Source organism: Marinobacterium halophilum (assembly GCF_003014615.1).
GTDB classification, from domain to species: Bacteria; Pseudomonadota; Gammaproteobacteria; order Pseudomonadales; family Balneatricaceae; genus Marinobacterium; species Marinobacterium halophilum.
The window spans coordinates 52,522-75,846 of record NZ_PYGI01000009.1; the positions used below are offsets into that span (position 1 = coordinate 52,522).

A 23,325-nucleotide genomic window follows, 5' to 3' on the forward strand; every position below is an offset into this window, starting at 1 on the left:
CCTGTGCAGAGCACGTTGAGGGTTTCGACGATCAAGCCGCAAGGGCTTTAGTCGGGTGTTACAGGATGTTGGCATCAACTGCAGTAACAGTTTCACCAAAGTCAACGGTGCCGACCAGGGTGACGGTGGTGAAGTTATCACCAGCTGCTTCATCAGATGCTACCTGGAATACTTTGTATTCACCCAGGTTATCCACGTTTTCAACCATCAGGATGGACTGCTGAGTAGTACCGTCAACGTTACCTGCAGTTGATGTAAAGCCACCCGCTTCGTTCAGTGCGGCTTTTACCTGATCAGCAGACAGGGTGTTGAAGGCCAATGCAGCAGTTGCTGCACCATCCAGGACGGTGAAGGTGGTTACTGCAACCTGGTTTTCACCGAAGGCGCCAGTGCCAGCGGTCAGATCGACAGCTGTACCAGTTACACGTACCTGAGACTCAACAGAACCGGAAGCTGACAGGGTGTTGTTCAACCATGCAGAGAAGTCCAGTACGTCATTGGATGCATCGAAGTGAACGATGGTGTTGGTACCGAACTGGCCGTCAAATACAACAGTATCAACTGTAGTATCGTCAGAGCTCAGGACGATAACATCGTTACCCAGACCAGCATTGACAGTGTTGGTGCCACCGTTTACGAGAGAATCAGTACCGGCAGTGCTCACTGCTACGTTACCAGCAGTTGCATCTGCAGCGTCGTAACCGTTTGCGGCATCGGTAGCATCGATAGAAGAGTCGCTGTACTCGCTCTTCAGCGCGTCAACGATGTTGTTCTGTGCAGCGGCAGACAGGTCAGCCCAGTCGCCCAGCACTTCGAACTGAACAACATTCTCAGCAACAACGCTCAGGCCGTCGATCTGGTACGTAACAGTCAGGTGACCGTTGCTGTCAACAGCAGCAGATGCCAGCTTGCTCAGTACGGCGTCTTCATTGATTGCTTTGGCAACTGCTTCGTACAGGTCACGTTCAGTCGTCAGGTAACCGTTGCTGGCGGTGATGCTGGCAACTGCTTCCAGGCCATCTACAAACGAATCAGCTATGTTTGTTGTCGGTGTAGTACCAACGTTGCTCGGCAGAGACAGAGTAACGCGCACGTCGCGTCCGTACAGCAGCTCGTCTGCACCAACGTTAGCCGCAGTGCCCATTACGGTGTCGCCAGCAGCAGTAGACCATACGCCAGCGTTAACGGTTGCAATAGTCTTGGCGCCGGTGTTTTCAGCGTAGATCACGTCATCGCCAGCACCGGTGTTAGCGGTCAGGTTCAGAGCGCCACCAGTTACAGTGTCGTTACCGGCACCCAGAGTAACTGTTGCTGAGTTGACTTCAGCTACACCCTGCAGGCCAGCAGTATCTGTATCAGACAGAGTTACTGTGTTGTTACCGCCAGTTGAGCTGACAGTCAGGCTGGTCAGGGTGCTGCCTGAAGTAGAGGTACCATCTACAGAAGCTGTGATGGTGTCATTACCAGAACCGGTGTTGATTACAAAACCCTGTTCGCTGGAATTACGGTTATTACCATTGTAATCAGCTTCAAAGGTGATGTTTGCAGCAGTACCGCTGGCATCCAGGAAGTCCAGGTTAACGACTTCAGACTCTTCGCCCAGGCTCAGGTTCTCACCGGCAAAGGCATTGGCGTCGATTTCGTTCAGCTCAGCCTGAGTACCACCGATGTACAGGTCACCGTTCACACCCATGGAACCGATGTGGATTTCCTGCAGCGCGTTATTAGTGGTGTTCAGGGAGTTGATTTTGCTGTCGCGATCAACGGCAACGTTGAAACGCTCAACACCCAGGTCAGAGTTGGACATGCCGCCGATTACGACGTCGCCAGCCAAAGAACCGTTACCGGCGTTATCCAGTACCAGGTTGGATTCGATCAGGTTGCTGGTTTCAGACGGATCAACCGGCTGTGCATTACCCGCTACCAGGAAGCCGTCAGCAACGGATTCGATGGCGCTCTGGGTGAAGTTTACGCTGTCAAACGCGTTGCCAGCCGGATCAGTGATCAGGATTTCCTGAGCAACGAACGGCAGAGTAACGGTGTTGCCAGCAACGGTTACGTCGCTGTACGGAGTGGACAGCTCAACAGTCAGGTTGGCGTAGCCTTCCAGTGCCAGTGCGTTCTGGATTGCTTCTACCAGGCCAGCGTAAGAACCGTCAGTAGACTGAACGTCTTCCAGGGAGATAGTGGTGCCGCCCAGGTTGAAGCTCAGGTTCAGGTTAACGTTGGTCAGCGGTGCGTCCGGAGTTTCAGTGCTAACGTCGGCGATGCGAACCAGCAGCTGAGAGTTGGACGGGTTAGACGCTTCACGGGTCAGAGACAGGCTGTCGAACAGAGCAGTGAAGTCTGTGTCGTGCATGGTGTCTTTGATGCCGAAGGTAACATCTTTGGTGATGTCTACGTTATCGCCACGCAGGTTCACACCTGTGAAGGTCATGTCGCCACGGGAGAAGTCAGACCAGAACTCTTCAACGCCTTCCATGCGGGTAGCGTCCAGAGTTACGGCTTCCAGTGCTTCGATGTAGACTTCTTCAACGTTTTCAGTGATCGGACGCGGAGCCTGGTTGTTGCTCGGAGCTTCACCAACTTCGTTATCGTTGATCAAAGAGGCCTTGACGGTGTCACGGCCAGCGCCACCATCGATCCAGTCGCCAGTAGAGAAAGCGTTGGCAACAGCGCCTTCGCTATTCTGACCGACCAGGCCGAGGAAAGTGTCGTCGTTGTCAGTACCGGTCAGCACGTCACGGCCAGAACCTTCGCGACCATCGGTCAGCTGGAAGGTTTCACCTTCAACGCCAGGAGTACCGGTATCAGTAGCGTCCGGGAAGCCCGCTACAGTGCCGGCTACATTTACGTTAGCTACGTCAGTGTTGGCATCAACAGCAGCAATGATTGCTTTAGCTGCGGCTTCCTGCTCTTCGCCGTATGCTTTGCCAGCAGCTTCAACTTCAGCGGTGAACGCATCAGCAACTGCTTTACGGTTTTCCAGTACGGCGGTGTCATCACCCTGAGCGCCGTTCAGGATAGCCAGAGCGATTTCACCTTCGGTGATGGTGCCCGCAGCCAGTTCAGCAACGTAGAAGTCCAGACCTTCCTGCTCGGCGTCACGGCCCAGAATCTGCTGGTACAGCGCGTTAACCAGCTCTGCAGCTTCCAGATCGCCGTAGTTGCGCTGGTATTCTTCAGAAGAAGCAAACGCGTTGATGATGGCAGACAGGTCGCCGTTAGCAGCTTCCAGTTCGTCAGCCCAGTAAGTCTGACCAGCAGCGTCAGCCGGACGACCGTAAAAAGCGATGTATAGATTCTGGATCTGATCCAAACTTGCTTGTGTAGCCATGTAGTATTGCTCCATTAATGATGTTAACCACTTGGTCATATATATGACAAAGCGTCTATGCTTTGTGTGTACGAAACAGCGTGTGGCCAATACACACTGCCTTTTGCGGGCACTGTGCCTGCAAAACATTACATGTGGGTGACAACGGTTGCCTGCCCAAGTGCAATTAAGATGGTTGCATTGAAGCAGACTGGCTGGCCATATTATGTGACCGCCATCACACCTTTACATATTTGAATGGCAACAGAGGTAGATACGGCGTGCTGTGTCCCTCTGCACTGGACGGGCAATCTTACTATAAAACAGTGGGCTGCGCACAAGGGCTCGCACAAGGACTAAAGTGTACTGGTGATGCTCAGTTCTGCCAGCCAACCCGTCTGTTGATACAGTTCAATGGGGCTGTTGGTATGACGCCACTGTAGCTGGGCTTTAAGTGCAAGCGCTGAGTTAAGGCGCCAGCTGTAGCGTCCGTCGACACGGCTAAGGCGGCGGTTGCGGCGGTCGTCGCCCCAGAACGCCGGCGAATAGGCTTGCTGTTCAAATTCGCGCAGGTGCAGCAGATTCAACTCCAGTGGTAGGCTGGGGATCGGGGTCAGGCGTGTACCTACATGTACACTGGTTTTGGCACCACCGGCACGGGGTTCCAGGGGGTCGTCAAACTCGACTCCGGTCAGCAACATAACACTGGGCGACTGGCGACCCAGCCATTGCACGCCAACACTTTGGCTGTCGGGGGCGATGCTGTCGCTGGTGTGGCGTACATAGGCCGATGTGCGCTGGGTGCGGCCCAATATGCTCACGCCCAATTGTGTTTGCAGTTGCTTCTGTTCTTCCTGCTTTAATCCGTTCAATGAGAGATCAAGGGTGCAGTTCAAACCGGCGGGGCAGGGAATGGGCTGGTTAAGCAGCCCATATAGCCGAAATTCGGTTTGCTGCAGTTTGTCGTAGTGGCGGGTGCTGCCGCCCAGGTTCCAGGTACGGGTACCTTGATGCTGCCAGTTGAGGCTGAACGCCGACAGGGTGCTGGCCTGCTCCTGACTGGCGGTATCCAGGCTCCAGGTCAGTGGTAACCCATTAAAATTGATACCGATCGTGTCGTGACGGCTGCCATCGTTGGCATTGCTGTCATAGCCCCGGCTCAGTTTCAGGCTGAGACTATGCGTGTGTTGATCTGTCGGTTGGCTATTGGCGAATCGGGCTTCTTCAATCCAGGCGTCCATCAGTTGCAGCAGGGCGGGCGGTACTTGGTTCTCAACCAGCCACTGGCGGTGGCGCAGGGCCGCTGCGTAGTTGCCGCTGCTCAGCGCCAGGCGTAACAGTTCAATGCGCAGGTCGCCCCGTTGGGGTTGGCAATGGCTTAACTGTAATAGGGTCGTGTGGGCTTGCGCCCATTGTTGCTGTTGGCGGTATTCGGTTGTCTGATGTTGCCATGCCGTTTGTTGTGCCGTGGAACAGGAGGCCCCCCAAACCTGCAGGGACAGGGCCGACAACAGGATCGTTAGCAGGACGCGGCTCGGGGCTGTCATCAATGCGTGGCCTCGATGGGGAGCAGCCCACGCGCATGAGTGGTGCCGGGTTGGCTGGATAGCTGCAACTCAACGGGTGCGCCGCCGATAGCTGGAGGCAGTAGTGCGCAGGTGCCGGGACCCAGCAGGATGGCATAGGGTGTTTGGCGCGTGGCAGCTTCAAGGTGGGCGGCCAGATTGACAGGCGCACCAATCAGGGTGTAGCTGCGGCGATGGCTGGAGCCAAACTCCCCCACCACAACTTCCCCCGAATTCACACCGACACTGAGTTTGAGTGGCAGGTTATATTCTGCTGCTACACGGTCCATCTCGGCGCAGAGCGCCGCCGCCGCTTCGGTGCCGTGCAGGGCGTGTTCGGTATCGGCCAAGGGAGCGCCCCAAAAAGCCATAACAGCATCGCCGATGTATTTGTCCACCGTACCTCCGTGTTGGTGAATGACGTATGTCAGTCTGTCCATGATGATCTGCAGCACGTTGGCCAGATACTCGGGGTCAATATGCGCGGCATACGCGGAAAAATTTCGCATGTCAGCAAAGAGTACGGTCATGATACGGCGCTCAGGTTCCATGCCGATCACCTGTTCGGGATGCTGGCGGATGCGGTTGAGTACCGGGGGGGCAACGTAATGGCTGAATTGGCGCTGGAGTATGTCACGCGCACGGATGGCGTCAAGGCTTGTCCAGGGAATCAGCACCAGTAACGTGCCTGCGGTTGTGGCCAGGACCGGGACCAATGGCCAGAACTCGCCGTGTTGTTGTCGTGCGAGTGCAAACAGGCCCCAGCAGGCCACGGCGATCGAAGCGATGACGAGTGCTGCACGCGGGCGTTGCCGGGTGATGACGCGGGTTAGCAACAGGGCGATGGCCAGACCGATCGCCCAGGCCCAGCGATGCCCGTGTGTGGGGGTAGACCAGAAATTCTGGTTCAGTAGTCCTTGCAGGAGCAACGCATGCGCTTCAACCGCAGGGTAGTCCGGTGCAGTTGGGGTGCTGATACGGTCATGAAGGCCGACTGCGCTGGAACCCAGAATCAGGACTCTACCGTTTAAAAAGTCGTCAGGCAGGTGGTTATTGAGTACGTCCTTGGCGCTGACCCAGGGGATGGCGTTGCCATTGGGGCTGTACCAGGGAATCCGCAGGCTCATGTCCTGTTCCAGCGGCACTGTAAGCAGGTTATCTGTACTGGTTAGTGCTATGCCAGAGTGCTGTTGTCGTAACTGGTACGCAGGTGTGCTGCCCAGTAGTTGACGCATCAGACTGAGTGCCAGCGTTTCCACACAGGTAGCTTGATGGCATACCAATGGAAATACGCGGCGCACGGTGCCATCACTATCGGTGATAGGGCTAATATGAGCTTGCTCGTGTCCTTGCAATGCGGACGTGTTATTGATCCAGCTACGGATTCGAGGAAGGGCTTCGCAGTCGTTCAGGCAGCGGATTTTTTCAGGCAGAGCACCGTGTGCGGGTATGCCGCTGGTCGTCCAGACCAGGCTGGTGGTGATGTTATCGGCACTCAGTGCGTCAGCCAGCGTTGTGGACTGGCCGGTCTGATCGGGGAACAGGATGTCCACGCCGATCAAGGCCGGTTCATGTGCTTGCAAGGTTTGTATTAACTTGGCAATGCGAGCCCGAGGCCAGGGCCAGCGGCCCTCTTGGGCCAAACTGGCATCATCAATATCGATCAGCGCCAAGCGGGGATCAGGGCCGGTGTTGTCGGGCTGTAATAGGCGTATTCGCCAATCGTCAAGCGGGGCTTCCAGGCGTTTGGCCTGTTCGGGCCAGGCAAAGTAAAGCGTCGCCATCAGCCCGTGCAGGCACAGAAGTACCAGTAATTTGATACCCGTGGAATGCCGCATCACTGCCAGTGGGTGATGCCACTCACATAACCGTCATCGTCAAGATCACGTTCAAACAGGAGTGAGGCACTGTCACCGTTCGGCCCCAGACCACCTTCAAGTTGAGCATTGGAAAGGTGACTGTCGCTGTGCATCTGGCCGTTGTCATCAAAACTGCCCGCTCCTTGAATGGCGATGGCGTTATCCAGCCCCGGCGCAGTGACGTCAAACCGTGATACAAAGCGTTTCTGGTCAAAGTCGACCTGTAACATTGGATTGATCACTTCGGCGGGGCGCAGCCCATCCTTGCTGGCATAAACGGCCGATGCATCACTCAAGGCAAACTGCACACGGCCACTTTGTGGCAGGTTGTTGGCCGGCATTACTTCGAGTGCATAGTGACGGTTGTAAGCAAGGGTTTTGCCATGGCGGGAGAGCTGAGCCAGCTTGTCTTCATCCAAGTGGGCAAAGTCGGCCCAATGTCCCCAAGTGACGCCGTTGGTATTGCGTGTTTGCCACTGAGCCAGTAATGGACTGTCATCCATCCCGGTCTGCTGCAGGCCGAACATCCACTGTTGGTGTGAGCTTTTTTCAGTAATCAGCACGACCAGGGTGTTGCCTTGCCAATGGCCCTTGACGCTCAGGTAATCATTCTCGGCAAATAACATTCCGGCTTCACCCACGGCACCACGCAAGTTGTAGTTGAAGCGCTGAGTGCCGATCTCAATCTGAAAACGGCCGTTGGCATCGGCTTTGAAACTGCGAATTTTGGCCATTGAGCCGTGCCCGGCCGGGTTGCCCAGGGATTGTACCCAGCGGGTATTGAACTGTTGGGTACCTTCGCCTGCAGGGCCACTTCCCGGAGTAAACCAGATACTGTGGCGGTCTTGCTCCAGTTGCCAAAGAGATACCTGGTCTGCTCTGAGTGCGGTCAGCCATTCAATGCCTTCGGCACTGGCGCCTAACTGACCGAAGCTTTCAGGCAGGGCCTCCCACAGCAGGCCTTCGGGCCAATAGCGTGCGGCCAGTAGCGTTTCAATAGACCCGGTTTTGCCCCAGAGCCGTTGCTGGTCCAGATCGAACCAGCCGTTAAGCGTTAGGGTTTGACGCAGCTTAAGCTGCAGATTGTAGAGGCTATGACTGGCCACCGGGTCGTAGGCGTCAAGCTTCAGGGTGGTGTGGCGCAGGTAGTCCCTGATTTGGGACTCGGTAAAAGCGTCGCTACGGTTATCCACCTTGAACAGATGCGTGTTGGCTTGATTGGGGGTCGGGTCTATGTCGTCTCTGAGCCCGTCGCCATCCATATCGGCCAGCCATGGGTTGAGGTTGTTGGCTAATTCATATTCATCGGAAAGGCCGTCACCGTCGGTGTCGCCGGACGGGTCTAGCATCAGGACATCACGCAGCCCTTCCAAATCCATGCCGGGTTTTGCGGTTGAAGGCGGTGCTGTCTGGTCATTTTCAGGCAAGACGTCATCGCGCTCAACAAATTCAAGCACCTGCTCATGGGTCGCCGTGGGGGTCAGCACCTTACCGTGGGTATCGTGCAGGCCTGTAGAAAAAACCGGCGGGCTTTGCATGCTGGAGATAAAATCGGGCGTGCCGCTGATACGTTCGATACTGTCGCCGCGTTGCAGGTGCAGCCATGCATTATCATTGGCGCTCAGGTCGGCGGATTCAGGTGTGCTGCAGGCACCGAGGTTGCCCTGTATGCAGCCGAGAGTGTCGGAAAAGGGCGCCAGACGGATGCCGCCAGAGTAGACGTAAACACTCAGCGCATCTCCATTGAGATTGACGGTGTAGTCTGTACCACGAATACCGAGAGCAGCAAACGGCGTATCCAGGCGGTAGCGGTGATGGGCATCTTCACCGATTTTGCCTGTGCGGGTGCGTACCGTGCCTTGCGTCAGCTCAAACCGGATGGCCGCCTCTTCCTCTGCAGTGGCAGGCTGGTACGCGTGGATGATCATCTTGGAATGTGGCTGGAGGTTGACGATGGCATTGTCTTGCATGCGCAATGTCATGCTGCCCTCAGCCGTGATCAGGTGATCGCCTGCATAGACGCTCGCTTTGCGGCTCAGCGGGGTACGACCTTCGGTCGATAGACGCCAGCTTTCTCCAGTGGCCAAAATGACGGTGCCTGCCGCCGATTTGGCGTTGGCGGCACCGGCCATGCCCAAATTTATGGCCAGGATCATCAGCAGCATGGACAAGTGAGACATTCGTGCGCGCATGGATAACCTCTGATCAGGTGAGCCAGAGTTGCAGGCCGACAACTTGCAAGCTGGCGTCAATGTATTCGTCGGACTGGGTAAAGGCCAGCATGACCTGGTCGGACGTCCGGACACCCGAGTATAGCTCATTCAGCCACCAGTTATAGCCACTCAGATCAGGATTGCGGCCTAATGTATTGCCATACAGTTCATCCAGGAGCTCTTCGGGGCTGATGTTGGCGTCGCGATTGCGGTCGGCTCGGGTTTGAAACTCGGGAGATGCAAAAAATCCGGCGGTCATATCCGTCAACGTACTGCCTTGTGCCAGTTGATCCGCCCACCAGTCAAAACCGGCCTTGTCCGGTGTGCGGCCCATAATGCCCAGATAGGCGCGGTACAGTTGGGCATCATCAGCTGAAATCAAACGCGTGTCGGTGAGGATATCGCTGCTCCAGGGTGCATGGGGCGACACCAGTTGTGCGTTGCCGGAAATGTTGAACATCAGCTCATGAGGAGTGTAGATCAGCTGATCAAACCGGATCAGCTCCACATCCGAGAAGGTCACTGCATTGTCCCAGCTGCCGTCAAGTTTAAGCGATAGCCGGTCCAGAGTGAGTCCGTTGCGGGTATCCAGTGCCCAGCGAGTGACGGGTATGTCGAGCTGGATGAGATCCTGGCCGCTGCCGCCGAAGATGTGGTCGTGGCCACCTTGCCACAGGTAGGCATCGGCACCGGCTCCCAGTTCGATGATGTTATCGTGCCGAGCACCGGTAATCAGGTCGTTGCCCGCTGTGGCGATGAGGTGTTCAAACTCGGCCCCATACGCCAGTGACAGGTTGTTGTTGCCGGTGAGTGTTTCACCCCGCGTGTTGGTTACATGCCCAGCACTGATGAAACCACCTCCATTCATATCGGCGACTATGGGGCTGTTCAATGCACTGAAATCCAGCGTGTCGTCACCACCGCCATCCCATAACGTTTGCAGTGGAACCTCGCGATCAAATCGGTAGAGGGTGTTGTCCGCATTGAAGTCTGTGTTGGCTCCATACAGGTATTGCAGGGCAGCAATGTCCAGTAACTGGAAGCTGACGGGAAGTGCGAGGGTTTGGTCGGGATGTCCACTGTAGGACATGACGGTATATTGATAACTGTCCTGCGCGGTGGGAACTTCGGGGAAACCGCTGTCCGCCTCGAAAGAGTGCGAAAGCCCTAGTGCATGACCCAGTTCGTGCATCATGGTGTGGTTGAGCCAGGTACCCGGTGTAGCGGTGTCTTGCCAGGTGTTCTGGTTGAGCCAGATATCACCGGATGCAGCGCTGGCATCGGTGCCGTCGATGTAATAGGGCCGGGGGTAATAAGCGTAGCCTGCTGTGCCTGGCGCTATCGCGTCATTAAAGGCAATGCGCAGGTCGCCGTAGTTGTTGCCATCGTTCACTTCCAGCAGGTTCAGGTTGGTCAGTTGGCTAACCTGTAGGGCCAGCTGCCTGAACGCATCCTGATGTGCCTGATTGAGTGCATACCAGCTGGACCATTCATCATCACTGCTGTAATCAGGAGTGTGCTGTGCGGTGCCTGATGGAAAACTATAAGTCAGGGTGTTGCCTGCCCAGCGGTAGGTGCTGAGCAGGCCGGAGAACCATTGTAGGGTGTAAACGGTTGGCGTGACATTCATGCAAGCGTGTCGCTGGCCAGATTCACCATGGGTTCTGCACAGGCCTGCCAGTCAAAGCTGCATTCAACCTTGTGGCGAGCGGCCTGTGTGCGCTGGTCACGCTGATCATCTGTCAGTGCAAACAGAGCATCAAGCGTATGTGCGAAGCGCGCTGTATCCGCCAGGCTGACTTCGCTTTCGTTGGTAAAGCCGATACCACGGTTACCAAAAGGTGTGCTGATGATGTCCAAACCCCAGGCAGCGTAATCGAGCATTTTCAGGTTGGTCCCCGAACCTGACATCATAGGATTAAGCGCAGCCGAAGCGGCTGCCATAACGATTTGCTTTTCTGCTTCAGGCAACATGCCTAGCGGAATGACATTGTTGGGCAGTTTTTGGAAGTCAGGGTGGCCGCATAGGCTGCCCAGTAGCCAGAACTGGTGCTGAGGGCGCTCTTGTGCCAAGTGTAGAATCAGTTTGGCGGCGTCCAGGTTTGGGCCATGCCAGCTGCCCATGAACAGGAGGGCTTCCTGATCTGGGTGCAGGCCCAGCCTGGTTCGGTTTATGCGACGCTCGTCCACGCGGTAATAGCGAGTCAGACTCAGGTCGACACCGTTTCCTGCTACCGCCGTCGGGCACTGGATGTTTCCATACAGTGCGGCGAAGCGGTTCAGGTCATCCTGACTGCAAGCAACCAGCCATTCACTTTCGTGAATGCAGGCGGCCTCGGTGTCGCGTACTTTTTGTAACAGGGGTTCTGGATTTTTCTGCCCATCCAAAACGGCGGCCTTCATGTCTGCCTCCACGTTGTGCGCATCGTAGGCGATAGGGCCTTTCCAGACCGCGCGGATGGCCTGATACAGATAAGGATGCGAGGCAATGACCAGATCTGCATCGCGGACCTGATCTTCCAGAACCGTCATGTAGGCACTGTTCTTGAGAATGCCGTCAATGGCAGCAATGTCGCCCAGGGGGACTTTGCGGCCATGTTGGAGCTTCTTGGCATGTACTTTTTGGGTAAAAGACTCGGGTATGACATGTTCGGTCAAATCAGGCAAAAGGCGCATGTGGCGCTGCTCCGTGCCTGTGCATACCAGCGCTACGTCCATCGTTTGAGACAGCTGGGCGTACATGTTGTATAGGCGACTTTGGCCGCCACCTTGAGGTGGCCAGGCAGGAAAGGTCGAGGTAACAACAACTTTTTTACGCCCTTTCTTTTCAGGGGTTACAACCGAGGGGGGCGTTTCAGGCTCGGGGGCAAGCAAGGGAGCCAAGGTGGCTTCCCAACTGATATGCGCGACTTTGTCGCGGGCTTGCTCACCCATTTGTTTGGTCGCAGCCGGGTCTGCTAGCAGTTTGGCCATCGCGGCTTTCAGGGACTCAACATCAGGGGCCACGCTGAAGCCACTGACCCCGTTTTCAACAAATTCGTTCACACCACCGGCATCCGTCGTTGTTAATACGGCTTTTCCGGCACTCATGGCTTCGATGGTAATCAGGCCAAAGTCTTCGTCATACGGCATGAAGGGGACAAATAGGGCGTCGGCGTACTGATCAATAATTTCACGGTCGGTAATACGGCCGAGAAAGCGTATCCGTGGATCACCTTCTGCCAGTGCTTTAAGTTTCTTCTCTTCAGGTCCGCTACCGGCAATGCGCAATTCTATATCGTCAGGGAGTTGGCGAAACGCCTGAATCAGCAAGTCGAGGCGTTTGGGGCCGTCGAGACGACTTACGGTGAAAATATGGGTGTATTTACCGCCGTGGATATCTTTCAGGTCTGAGGGGTGGTGAACCACCTGAACTTCAGTTCCATCCGGGAAATAATCACGCCGGTTGGCTACGTTGTAGGAAATGGCACCATAGTGACGAATTGCACCGGGTCGTTGTGCAATCGCATCCAGATGATGTACCACGGCGCGGGTTAATGGTCCCGGGAAAGCGCAAAATCGGTCATGGTTAGCATGCTGTTCAAGCACTTTCAGTTGTGCAAACAGCTCCGGCAACTGCTGGCGCTGTGGTGGCTGCAGTAAGAGGCGTATTAATGGCTGATAGGCCGCCGGGTACTTTTTGGGCTCCAGTTTTTCGGGCTGGCCGCAGAAATGATAGGTGTCATACAGGCCACGTAACTTGTGCTGCAAATAGCAGTAGTGTTCGGGGTGGTCTACCATCCAGGCGGGGTATTTAGTGCTGATTACACGATCGAAGTGGCTCAGATCCATTTGGCTGAAGGCTTCATAGCTACGTATTAACTCACCAAAGTTCCGCTCGGGGGAGGGAATTTTGATCAGCTCTGCTTCGTGGCCGGTGTGCTGATTGATATGTTCCAGCATACCCCACCAGAGTTTTTCGGCGCCGCCGATGGTGAAGGGCACGGGGCTGGGTGCAATCAGGGCAATTTTCATCCTGGATCCTGCTTAGTTGTCGGCCAGCAGACTGTTGACGACCTGCTGCCAGCTGATGTTGTGATGCGTGTAGCTCTCGCGCCCGGCAGCGCCCATGGCGGCAGCAGCTTTCTTGTCGGCATAGAGGCGATCAATGGCTTCGGCGATCTGCTCGGGGTCGGGGTCGCGGACGTAACCTGTCTCGCCGTCGCGGACAAACTCCAGCGGACCGCCAGAGTCGGTGCAGGTGATGACGGGCTTGCCGGACAGCATCGCTTCTAGCGTGATATAACCGTAGTCCTCGTCATAGGGGCCAAAAAACACACCCAATGCGCGTGCGTAAAGCGTGTATTTTTCTGCTTCACTGAACCGGCCGATCAGGTGGACGCGATCCTGTACACCCAGTTGTTCTATTTCGGCTCGGTACTGGGCTTCCTGTCCGCCGGTTCCCCCCAGTAAAATGCGCACAGGAGCACTGATGTGTTTGGCGGCCTGGATCAGTAGTGACTGCCGTTTCAAGGTTTCCAGTCGGCTGGGATAAAAAATGTACTCCCAGTCGTCGGAACAATAGAAGTGCTCAGCCCCGTGAGGTGGATGATAAAGTGGCAAGGCAGTGAGGCCATTGTATGTGCGCAGTCGTGCGGCCACGTTGGCTGAGTTGGCGAACAGGCGTGAGGCACGTGATAGTACCCGCTTATCGTAGTCTGTAACTTTACTCTTAAAGGCTTCCAGCTGACGCGCATTGGGCTGCTGATCGAAAAGCTCATAAACGGCCCGATGCTGGTGCATTACCCAGACTCTATGGTCCGGGTGGCGAACACCGTAGGCGGGGAATTGCAAGCTTATTACCTTGTCAATTTGTACCCCGTTGAATTCACTGAAGTCCTGTTGCTCACAGTGGGCCATGAGCTGCTCAATCGAACTGGTTGGATTAAACTTGAATGGGAAGCGTACCTGCTCTACCTGATGACCTGCGCGCCGCAAGGCTTCGGTTACGCCGTCTATGTGGTAATCGGCACCGCCGTGCATAAACGGCACCTGACATGCGGTCAGCAGCAGCTTCATTCGACAAGCTCCATGGCTGGGACGCGTGCAACCAGTGCAATATCCTGAGGGCCACACAAGTGGCCGTTCACGCGCTCGGTGAGCGGATCATTACCGCTGACGCGAGCATCTTCAGGGTAGGGGTGCAGGCGAACCAATTCGCTATTGGTATAGCCGCAATACTCGGCCAGAAATTCAAGCAGCGCTGGAGTGATCGGGTTGCGGTGTGTCGGGTCATGATAAAAGGTGTGGCTGCCGACCAGCAGGTTTTCCGGGTTAGGCGTTTCGAAAATGAGTACGCCACCGGGCTGAAGTACGCGACGGGCTTCGGTTGTCCAGCGTAGCAGCAGTTCGAAAGGCACATGTTCAATCACGTGGAAGGCGGTGATGGCACAGAGGCTTGCATCCGGCTGGGCCCGTAGCCAGGCAAGTGCGTCTTCGGCACATACATCCAACCCCTGTTCCAGACAGCTGTTGACCATGACCGGATTGATGTCCAATCCAGTGGCAAGATAATGTTGTTCGCCCAGCAGTTGCAGCCACTCACCGCGACCGCAGCCGATATCCAGTACTCGGTTGCCGCCTGACTCAGGTTTGGGTAAATATGCCAGCCATGGTGTCATTTTGGCCCGTATCTCTTCGCGTGTGCCGCGACAGGCATCTTCGAAGGCGACGTAGAAAGCCGAAATGTCCATGTTATCAACTACTGCTGATGTCAATGCTACACTCTGGGAATCACTTTTCGTGCCTGTGGATGTTGCTGAGGCCGCTAAGGCTTGTTGCTGGTAAGCGACCTTGTGACTCAAATTAGCGGACTGTTTCCTAACCGTAGAGAGTTCTTGTTGAATACCCTGATGCAGCTCGGTTTGTTTCAGGTTGTGTTGTTCCAGTTGATGTAGACAGCCGTCAACCGTACGTTCGGCCTGTCGTAGTTGACGACTCATTTGTGACAACTGCTGAAGTACGCTGGCCCGATAGTGACTCATTTCTTCACTGTTGGGCAGTTCACAGATGCGGCGATACAGGCCCAATGCACGGTGTGCCAAGGGGCGCAGCGCACGAACGCGGCGTAAGCGCGCAATCATGCGATACCCCTTAAGACCCCGAATGCGCACGCCGTAGCGTTGTGCCTCTTCTGAACCGCTTAGCTCGGCCAAAACGCCTTGTTTTTCCATACCGTTGCGCAGCTTGTCCAAATAGCTTTGCAAGCCTGAAGAATCGGGCTCACGTTGCAGAATACAGAGGAATGCGTTCTGCACAAAAGCCTCGTCATCGAACGGTAAGAACTCCCGGTAGTGGTATACGGGCTTGGCGGGCAGGCGCAGGTTCTGCTCGAATGACATAGACCCTGAATATTCCTCGGCGGACAGGGGCTGTGGCTCAGGCTGTGTGTTTAATTCCAGTTGAGCGGCTTCACGACGGATGGCATCGAGCAGTTGCTCTGTGGTTTGCGGCTGGTTGTTCATGAAACTTCCTGCGCCCCTGCTAAGGGCCTGATTGAGTATTCCAGTTGGGTGGGCAGTGCGACAATGCCGGAAAACATGGGAAGATGGCTGCCAGCTACTTCAAAGCGGATAAAATTATCACACCAATGGTAGCAGTGCTCCAGATGGTTGTCCTCGGAGTGCAGTGCCAGCGTGATGGTGTATTTGCCGGGTGCCAGGTTGACGGGCAAGGCAAAGCTCAAAGAGCATATGTCTCTTGTTTTGAGGGCAATGTCCTGGCCGAGCAGATGGCTGTTGGTGCCAAAAATATCTTGTCCAAAGCGATCTCGGATCATGAACCCGACAGAGAGGGACGATATGGCTGCAAAGGCTTCGATTTCAAGCGTAATATCGGCATCTTCCCCTGCGGCAATAGTGTCACAACCCGAACGGCGGCCGATCAGTTTGGCAGATTGAATCAGTGCTTCGCCGGTACCATAACTGTTACTCGAACGTGACTGCTCCTGCAGCACCTGCTCCTGTTCATCCAGCCGGGCCATGATGCGGTTGTAATAGTTTACGGCTTCATCGGAATCGCCTTCGTAGGCTATTTTGCCTTGGTCTAATACTAGCGCGCGATCGCACAGCATCTTGACCGCATTCAGGTCGTGGGAGACAAATACAATGCTGCCCCCGGCGTCTCTAAAGGCACGGATTTTGCGCATGCATTTTTGCTGAAAATGGCCATCTCCTACAGAGAGGGCCTCATCGACAACGAAACATGCCGGGTTGGCATGAATGGCAATGGAAAATGCCAGGCGCATGACCATGCCGGACGAGTATGTGCGCACCGGCTCATGGATGTACTCACCCAGTTCAGAGAAGGCAATAATGTCATTTTGAGCGGCAAAAATTTCTGCCCGTGTCATGCCAATCAACAGACCGTTGGACATGATGTTGTCGAGGCCGGTCAATGCATGGTCAAAACCGGTACCCAGTTCCAGTAGCCCCGTGATTCTGCCTTGAATGAGAATCTCGCCGTTGTCCGGGAGCAATACGCCGGTCAGCAGTTTTAGCAGGGTCGATTTACCCGCGCCGTTTTGTCCCAGCACCCCCAGGGTCTCACCATTTTTCAGCTGGAAGCTGATAGCGTCCAGTGCCTGATGATGGTGGTGATAGCGGCGACGTAAAATGACTTCTTTCAGCCTGTCGGATGGCTTGCGGTATAGCCGGAAACTTTTGCTCAGTTGGCGTACTTCGATCATCGTTAGGCCTCAGATAAAGTCACGAATATCACGTTCCAGCTTGCCAATTAGCCAGAGACCTGTGAGTAGCATAGCCAGGCCAGCAGCACCCAGAATCGCCAGAGGCAACAGGTCAGGTAGCTGGTGTTCAATAATGATGCTGCGCCAGGCTGAAATGAAGTGAACCATTGGGTTGAGCGCCAGCAACTGGCGAATACTGTCGGGCACAATATTGACGACATAAACAATAGGCGTTAACCAGAACCAAAGCTGCAACACGACATTGGTCAGTTCTTTTATGTCCTGAATGAACACGCTGAAAATGGCCAGCAGGAAGCCCAGGCTATAGGCAAATAGCTGTTGTACCAGGTACAACAGCGGCAACAGCAGCCACCAGCTCGATAGTGGATAACCGATAATCAGCAGAAACACGGTGAAAAACACAAAAGACACGCCAAAAATGAAGGTTTCTGTCAGCAGGATATACAGTGGCAACAAATCCAGCCGAATGCTGACCTTACCAATCAGATTGCGTTTCTCGTGAAAAACATTGGTGACCCGTGCAACCGTAGAGGAAAAAGCATTCCAGGCCAGGATGCCGGAGATCAGATAAATGCTGTAACCGTATTGAGAGAATTCAGCCCCGAAGGACTCCAGACGAGCACCCATGATCTGTGAGAATATCAAGGCAAAGATCAGGATGTTGATCAAAGGCATGATAAATGACCAGAGACCGCCCAGCATGGAGCCAGCGTAGCGGTCTTTTAGATCCTGACGGGCAAAGTTGAGTATCAAAGCGGGTGTCATGCCGTGTACTCCTGTTGCGCCTGCGCCAAGCTGTTCAGCAGTTGATGTGCCGAGTGTTGCCACCTATATCGACTGGCATGGATCTGCCCGTCCATAGCCAGAGTGCGGCGCAGTTCCTGGTTGGCCAACAGTGTTTGTAGTTGGGAGGCTATGCTGTCGGTAGATTCGGGGTTCGCTAACAATGCATGCCCCCCAGCCACTTCTGGCATCGAAGTGCGGTCAGAAGTGAGTACAGCTGTACCGGCAGCCATGGATTCAATGATCGGCATACCAAAACCTTCATAGTGAGATACATAAAGGGTTAACGTCGCGTTGGCATACAAGGCTGGTATCAGTGATTGGTCGACATATCCCAGCCGAATGGCTTGCCCTCTGGACTGTAAGCTACTAATGGCTGACTCAATGGCATCACTGTGCCAGCCACGTGTGCCAGCCAGTACCAAGGGAGTAGCCATGCGCATGCTTTCTGGCAGAGACAAAAACGCCTTAATGACCCGCTCAAGATTTTTACGGGGCTCCAAAGTGGCAACCGATAATATGTACTGGTCAGGCAGGTTGAGCTGCAGGCGACAACGTTGGCGCTCTGCCGTTGAGACAGTGAAAAATTGGTCGTCGACACCGGGATGCACCAAATCGATAGGACTCTGTATGCCTTCCTCTCGTAATGCCTGCCGGGTGAAAGCTGAAACAGCATTCAGCCGTGTCGCTTTGGCAAAAGTTTGCGGCAGCATTTTGTTGAGCATTTTGACCCGGTAAGCGGGGTGGTACTCGGGATGGTGTATGTGTGACAAGTCATGAATGGTCGCCACGCTGGGGCCGGCAAATGGCATAAGAATGAAGCTTGGCTCCCAGTAGCAGTACCCTTCGAGTAGGCGACTTGCACGCCAGGCTTGTACGTCCTTCAATAACCGCCAAGCGCTGTGTGCACCGGGCAACATGGCCATATACTTACGCCAGGAGGTTGTGCCGGCTTCTGTCGTTTTGTCCATGCCGTCAAGCAGATTGCATAGTTCGCTGCGCGACAGCAGTCCATGTGCGCTAAGGCCGCATATGTCCTCAACATCAGGGTGGTTGATCAGCTCACGTAATAGGCCGCTGGTGTAGCGGCCTATTCCTGTCGGTGAGGGCTGAAGCGAGTAGGTATTAACTGCAATTTTCATGCATCGCCCGGACAGCGGCCATAGATGTCTGTGAAGCGGACAATGTCGTCCTCACCCAGATAATGACCGGATTGTACTTCAATCACTTCCAAAGGAATTCTGCCAGGGTTGCTGAGGCGGTGTTTTACCCCAACCGGGATGTAGGTGGACTGATTTTCCGCCAGTACTTTTTCTTCGTCACCACAGACAACCTGAGCTGTACCCGATACGACGATCCAATGTTCGGCGCGGTGGTAGTGCAGCTGTAGTGAAAGTTGCTGTCCCGGCTGTACGGTAATACGCTTCACCTGATAACGGTGGCCTTCATCAATGGTGTCAAAGTCCCCCCATGGGCGGATGACATGACTGTGGTTTGAATATTCTGAGCGCTGGTTGGCTTTGAGGTGTTGGACAACCTCTTTGACCTTTTGGGCGTCGTCCTTATGGGCAACCAGGACTGCATCTTTGGTTTCAACCACAATGTGATTGTCCAGGCCGATCGTGGCGACGTGACGATGGTGTGCATGTATCAGCGAATTACGGGTTTCATGCAGAAACGTATCGCCCAACGCGACATTGTCATTGTCATCGCGTTCACTGACTTCCCATAGTGACTGCCAGCTGCCGATATCACTCCAGCCGGCATCCATGGCAACGACGCAGGCGTTATCCGTTTTTTCCATGACTGCATAGTCGATGGAGTTGTCCGGGCACAGGCTAAACAGTTCTGAATTCGGGCGGATGAAGTCAGGATCTTGCGTGCCTGAGGCCATTGCGGCCTTGCAATGATTCAGCAGCTCAGGCTCGTGACGTTCCAGTTCGTGCAGAAAAGCCGAGGCGCGTAGCATGAACATGCCGCTGTTCCAGAGATGTTGCCCACTTTCCAGATAGGCTTGAGCTGTCGCTAAGTCAGGCTTTTCAGCGAACGCACTAATATTGAAGGCACTTTCGCCAAGTGTGGCACCGGTCATGATGTAACCGTAGCCGGTTTCGGCACGTGTCGGCTTGATGCCAAAGGTCACCAGCTTGCCTTGTTCTGCCAACGGCAGGCCTTGATTGATGGCCTGATGCAGTTCCTGCGGGCGGGTGAAGTGATGATCGGCGGCCAGGACCAGCATGATGGTGTCATTGCCTTGTTGCAGTAAATGTAAAGCTGCCAAGGCGATTGCTGGTGCTGTATTGCGGGAGCACGGCTCAAGAACTGTCGCAAAAGGTTCAATGTTGGCCTGACGCAGTTGTTCTGCAACCATGAAGCGGTAGCTGTCATTGCTTACAATCAGTGGTGCCGCATGATTTAACCCCTTAAGACGCGTCAAGGTTTTTTGCAGCAAGCTGGAGCCTGAACCGTCCAGATCGAGAAACTGCTTGGGTGAACTTTGACGTGACAACGGCCAGAGGCGACTGCCGCTGCCGCCAGCCATGATGACCGGAGTAAACATTATATAATCCTGATTTTGAGAGTAAGCTATGCCATCGCGCATTATCGTGCATGAGTCCACGTTAGTCTACCGTAGTCCAAGCCCTGCGGGGTGTCGGGCCGTATGTAGGCTGTGTTAATATCCGCGCACATTTTATGCCGTTGTAATTAACGTGGCCTGAGCGTTGCAAAGCGTTGGGGTAAACCCCATATACGGCTGCATCAGTTAGGTTTATAAGCTTTGGAGTGCCCCATGGGAAAAAAACGCACTGATCTGGAAGCAGTGTTGCTTGCCTGTCGTTCCAGTTTTGTCAGTGTCGGTCTGTTCAGTATGTTTATCAACTTACTGATGCTGGTGCCTGCTTTTTACATGCTGCAGGTATATGACCGCGTAGTAACGAGTGGAAGCATACCGACACTGATTATGTTGACGTTAGTGATGTTGCTTTTAATGTCCACCATGGGGGCATTGGAGTGGGTGCGGTCGCGCATCATGGTGCGTGTCAGTACCCGGATTGATACCTTGTTGGGTAATCGTCTGTACGATGCCAGTTTCAAGCAGGCTTTGGACTCCGGTGGTATGCAGGCGAACGCTCAGCCATTGAACGACCTGACAGGCTTGCGTCAATTTTTGACCGGTAATGGGCTATTCGCGTTCTTCGATGCGCCCTGGGTTCCCATCTACATCGCTATCATGTTCATGTTCCACCCCTGGTTCGGCATTGTGGCGATTATCAGTGTTATTATTTTGGCCGTTTTGGCGGTGGTGAACGAGAAAGCGACCGGTAAGATGTTGGCTGAGGCCAATAAGGAAAACATGGCCGCCACTCAGTTCACCAACAAGAATCTGCGTAATGCTGAAGTGGTTGAATCCATGGGCATGCTGGGGCGTATTCGTGATCGCTGGGCGGAAAAGAATCGCAAGGTTTTGGCGCTACAAGGTATTGCCAGTGATCGCGCCGGTATCCTGACATCGGTTTCCAAAACAACACGTCTTGTTGTCCAGTCGTTAGTGTTGGGTCTGGGTGCTTATTTGGCGGTTCAGCAGGAAATTTCACCGGGGTTGATGATTGCAGGTTCCATCTTGCTAGGGCGTGCATTGGCACCGATTGATCAAATGATTGGTGTATGGAAGCAGTTTGTCAGCGCACGTTCACAGTATCAGCGGTTAAATGAGATTTTGGCCATTGTGGGCGAAGAGCCTGAGCGGATGTCGTTACCCGAACCTAAGGGTGAACTGTCAGCCGAGAATGTCATGGTTGCACCGCCGGGCACTAAATCACCTGTTGTTAAAGGCGTGACGTTTAAGGTGGAGCCGGGTGAAATGGTGGGGGTGATTGGTCCCAGTGCGGCGGGTAAATCTACACTGGCCCGTGCGATCTTGGGTATATGGCCAACTATTGGTGGCAAAATGCGCCTTGATGGCGCTGATATATTCAACTGGAAGCGTGACGAGCTTGGGCCTCACATTGGTTACTTGCCACAGGACATAGAGCTATTCGAAGGCACCATCAGCGAAAATATAGCGCGTTTTGGTGAAGTTGATGCTTCAGAAGTGGTGCGTGCCGCTCAGATGTCAGGCGTGCATGACATGATCCTGCGTTTACCTGAAGGCTACGATACCGTCATTGGTGCGACGGGAGGGGCTCTGTCGGGAGGTCAGCGTCAACGCATCGGGCTGGCTCGAGCTATTTATGGTCGCCCGAAGTTGATCGTGCTGGATGAGCCCAACTCCAACTTGGATGATCAGGGTGAAGCCGCTCTAGCGGTTGCGTTGCAGAACCTTAAAGAAACCAAAGCGACTGTATTCATAATCACTCACCGTGCCAGTGTACTGTCTCAGGTGCAGAAGTTGATGGTCATGAAAGAGGGTACGGTTGCCATGTTTGGTCCGCGTGACCAGGTTCTGGCTGAACTGAATAAGGCATCGCGTGCGGCCGAAGTGGCTGCCAAACAGGCCTGAGGATTGTTGAAACATGAGTGCAGATACACTAAAAGCCATTCGCGAAGGTCAGTTTGAACTGAGCGTGTCCGATAAAAAACCGCGTTTGATTGGCCTGTTGATCATATTCGTTACTTTCGGCATGTTCGGTACCTGGGCAGCTGTTGCGCCGTTGGATAGTGCTGCGTTGGCAACGGGTGTTGTGACGGTGAAAACCTACCGGAAAACGATTCAGCATCTTGAAGGTGGTATCGTTGAAGAAATTCGCGTTCGGGATGGGGATCAGGTCAATACCGGTGATGTATTGCTGGTGCTGGACGATACCCAAGCCCGTGCGGAGTTGGGTATCGTGCGCGGGCAGTTGGTTACGGCTCAGGCGCTGGAAGCGCGTTTACAGGCTGAGCGTGACCAGCAAGAGGCAATCGTATTCCCGGAAGATTTTGACAATAATGATCCTCGTATTATCGAGTCAGTTCACAGCGAACGTCAGGTATTTCAGGCGCGGATGAATTCCCATTTTGGTGAGATCGAGGTTCTGGAGCAGCGCATTACTCAGATCCAGGAGCAGATCCGTGGTCTTGAAGCCGTCATCAGTAGCAAGCGTGAGTTGATGAAGTCATACGCAGCAGAGACCAAGGATTTGGCTGAGCTGTTAAGTGACGGCTTTGTGGATAAGCAGCGTCTGCGAGATTTGGAGCGTCAAGTTTCCCAGTTGGAAGGTGATATGGCTGATCACCGCTCTTCCATCGCGCAGGCAAAAATGAAGCAGGGCGAGACGCGGCTGAGTATTTTGCAGCTGAAAAAAGATTTTCATACTGAAGTTGTGAATCAATTGTCCGAAGTACAGTCAACTGTGTTTGACTTGCGTGAGCGTGAGCGTGCATTGATGGACCGAGTGGAGCGTACTGTTATTCGTTCACCTGAAGCCGGTATGGTGTTGAGCATGACCGTACATACCGTCGGTGGAGTGGTGCAATCTGGTGCGCCAATGTTGGATATTGTGCCAGCGGCTTCAGATTTGATTGTGGAAGCGCAGGTGTCACCCATCGATATTGACCGAGTAAGCGTTGGCAAACTGGCTGATATCCGTTTCAGTGCATTCAAGTCTGCGACTACGCCTGTTATCGAAGGCCGGGTGACCCAGTTGTCTGCTGACCGTCTTACCAATGAAGAAACCGGTATGCCCTATTACCTCGCTCGGGTGGAATTGACCGAGATCGGGCGTACGGACTTGGGCAGTTTGGTGCTGGTGCCGGGCATGCCGGCGGAAGTCCTGATTAATACTGGAGAGCGCACACTGCTTGAATATCTGGTGCAGCCTGCGACTAACGCATTTGCCCGCTCACTGATAGAGGACTGATT

Annotated in this window: 14 protein-coding genes; 2 read left to right on the forward strand and 12 right to left on the reverse strand. The window is 54.4% G+C overall.

Annotated features, from left to right (window positions below):
- Positions 1–58: 58 nt before the first annotated feature.
- The 12 genes from CLV44_RS07745 to CLV44_RS07800 all read right to left on the reverse strand — a co-directional run bounded on the left by CLV44_RS07745 (position 59) and on the right by CLV44_RS07800 (position 20,043).
- Positions 59–3,337 carry a DUF4214 domain-containing protein gene (locus tag CLV44_RS07745; RefSeq protein ID WP_170069295.1) on the reverse strand — a complete coding sequence of 1,093 codons (3,279 nt, stop codon included), beginning with the start codon at positions 3,335–3,337 and terminating at the stop codon, positions 59–61.
- 335 nt (positions 3,338–3,672) lie between these two features.
- Positions 3,673–4,863, reverse strand: coding sequence for a hypothetical protein (locus CLV44_RS07750; protein WP_106591544.1), 1,191 nt, complete (start codon positions 4,861–4,863; stop codon positions 3,673–3,675).
- On the reverse strand, positions 4,863–6,665 hold the full coding sequence (locus CLV44_RS07755) for a CHASE2 domain-containing protein (RefSeq protein WP_170069296.1): 1,803 nt from the start codon (positions 6,663–6,665) through the stop codon (positions 4,863–4,865). Before CLV44_RS07755 ends, CLV44_RS07750 begins: the two co-directional genes overlap by 1 nt.
- A gap of 53 nt (positions 6,666–6,718) precedes the next feature.
- Positions 6,719–8,932: a FecR family protein gene (locus CLV44_RS07760; RefSeq protein WP_170069297.1), complete on the reverse strand. Its 2,214-nt coding sequence runs from the start codon at positions 8,930–8,932 to the stop codon at positions 6,719–6,721.
- Positions 8,933–8,945: 13 nt separating this feature from the next.
- Positions 8,946–10,583 (reverse strand): DUF4214 domain-containing protein, encoded by a 1,638-nt coding sequence (locus CLV44_RS07765; protein ID WP_106591547.1) that lies wholly within the window; start codon positions 10,581–10,583, stop codon positions 8,946–8,948.
- On the reverse strand, positions 10,580–12,967 hold the full coding sequence (locus CLV44_RS07770) for a glycosyltransferase family 4 protein (RefSeq protein ID WP_106591548.1): 2,388 nt from the start codon (positions 12,965–12,967) through the stop codon (positions 10,580–10,582). Before CLV44_RS07770 ends, CLV44_RS07765 begins: the two co-directional genes overlap by 4 nt.
- 12 nt (positions 12,968–12,979) lie before the next feature.
- Entirely contained in the window at positions 12,980–14,011 is a 1,032-nt protein-coding gene (locus CLV44_RS07775; RefSeq protein WP_106591549.1) for a glycosyltransferase family 4 protein, read from the reverse strand.
- Complete coding sequence (locus CLV44_RS07780) at positions 14,008–15,456, reverse strand: methyltransferase domain-containing protein (RefSeq protein WP_106591550.1); 1,449 nt, start codon at positions 15,454–15,456, stop codon at positions 14,008–14,010. The genes CLV44_RS07775 and CLV44_RS07780 overlap by 4 nt, the downstream gene beginning before the upstream one ends.
- On the reverse strand, positions 15,453–16,679 hold the full coding sequence (locus CLV44_RS07785; RefSeq protein WP_106591551.1) for an ABC transporter ATP-binding protein: 1,227 nt from the start codon (positions 16,677–16,679) through the stop codon (positions 15,453–15,455). The genes CLV44_RS07780 and CLV44_RS07785 overlap by 4 nt, the downstream gene beginning before the upstream one ends.
- 9 nt (positions 16,680–16,688) lie before the next feature.
- A complete protein-coding gene (locus tag CLV44_RS07790) occupies positions 16,689–17,465 on the reverse strand; it encodes an ABC transporter permease (RefSeq protein ID WP_106591552.1) in 777 nt (258 codons plus the stop codon).
- Complete coding sequence (locus tag CLV44_RS07795) at positions 17,462–18,625, reverse strand: glycosyltransferase family 4 protein (protein ID WP_106591553.1); 1,164 nt, start codon at positions 18,623–18,625, stop codon at positions 17,462–17,464. The genes CLV44_RS07790 and CLV44_RS07795 overlap by 4 nt, the downstream gene beginning before the upstream one ends.
- On the reverse strand, positions 18,622–20,043 hold the full coding sequence (locus tag CLV44_RS07800) for a mannose-1-phosphate guanylyltransferase/mannose-6-phosphate isomerase (protein WP_106591554.1): 1,422 nt from the start codon (positions 20,041–20,043) through the stop codon (positions 18,622–18,624). Before CLV44_RS07800 ends, CLV44_RS07795 begins: the two co-directional genes overlap by 4 nt.
- A gap of 231 nt (positions 20,044–20,274) precedes the next feature.
- On the opposite strand from CLV44_RS07800, the gene CLV44_RS07805 reads away from it, so the two are divergent.
- Positions 20,275–21,984, forward strand: coding sequence for a type I secretion system permease/ATPase (locus tag CLV44_RS07805; protein WP_106591555.1), 1,710 nt, complete (start codon positions 20,275–20,277; stop codon positions 21,982–21,984).
- Between the two features lie 13 nt (positions 21,985–21,997).
- The gene (locus CLV44_RS07810; RefSeq protein WP_106591556.1) at positions 21,998–23,323 is read left to right on the forward strand and encodes an HlyD family type I secretion periplasmic adaptor subunit; all 1,326 of its coding nucleotides are present in this window, start codon (positions 21,998–22,000) and stop codon (positions 23,321–23,323) included.
- Positions 23,324–23,325 lie beyond the last annotated feature (2 nt).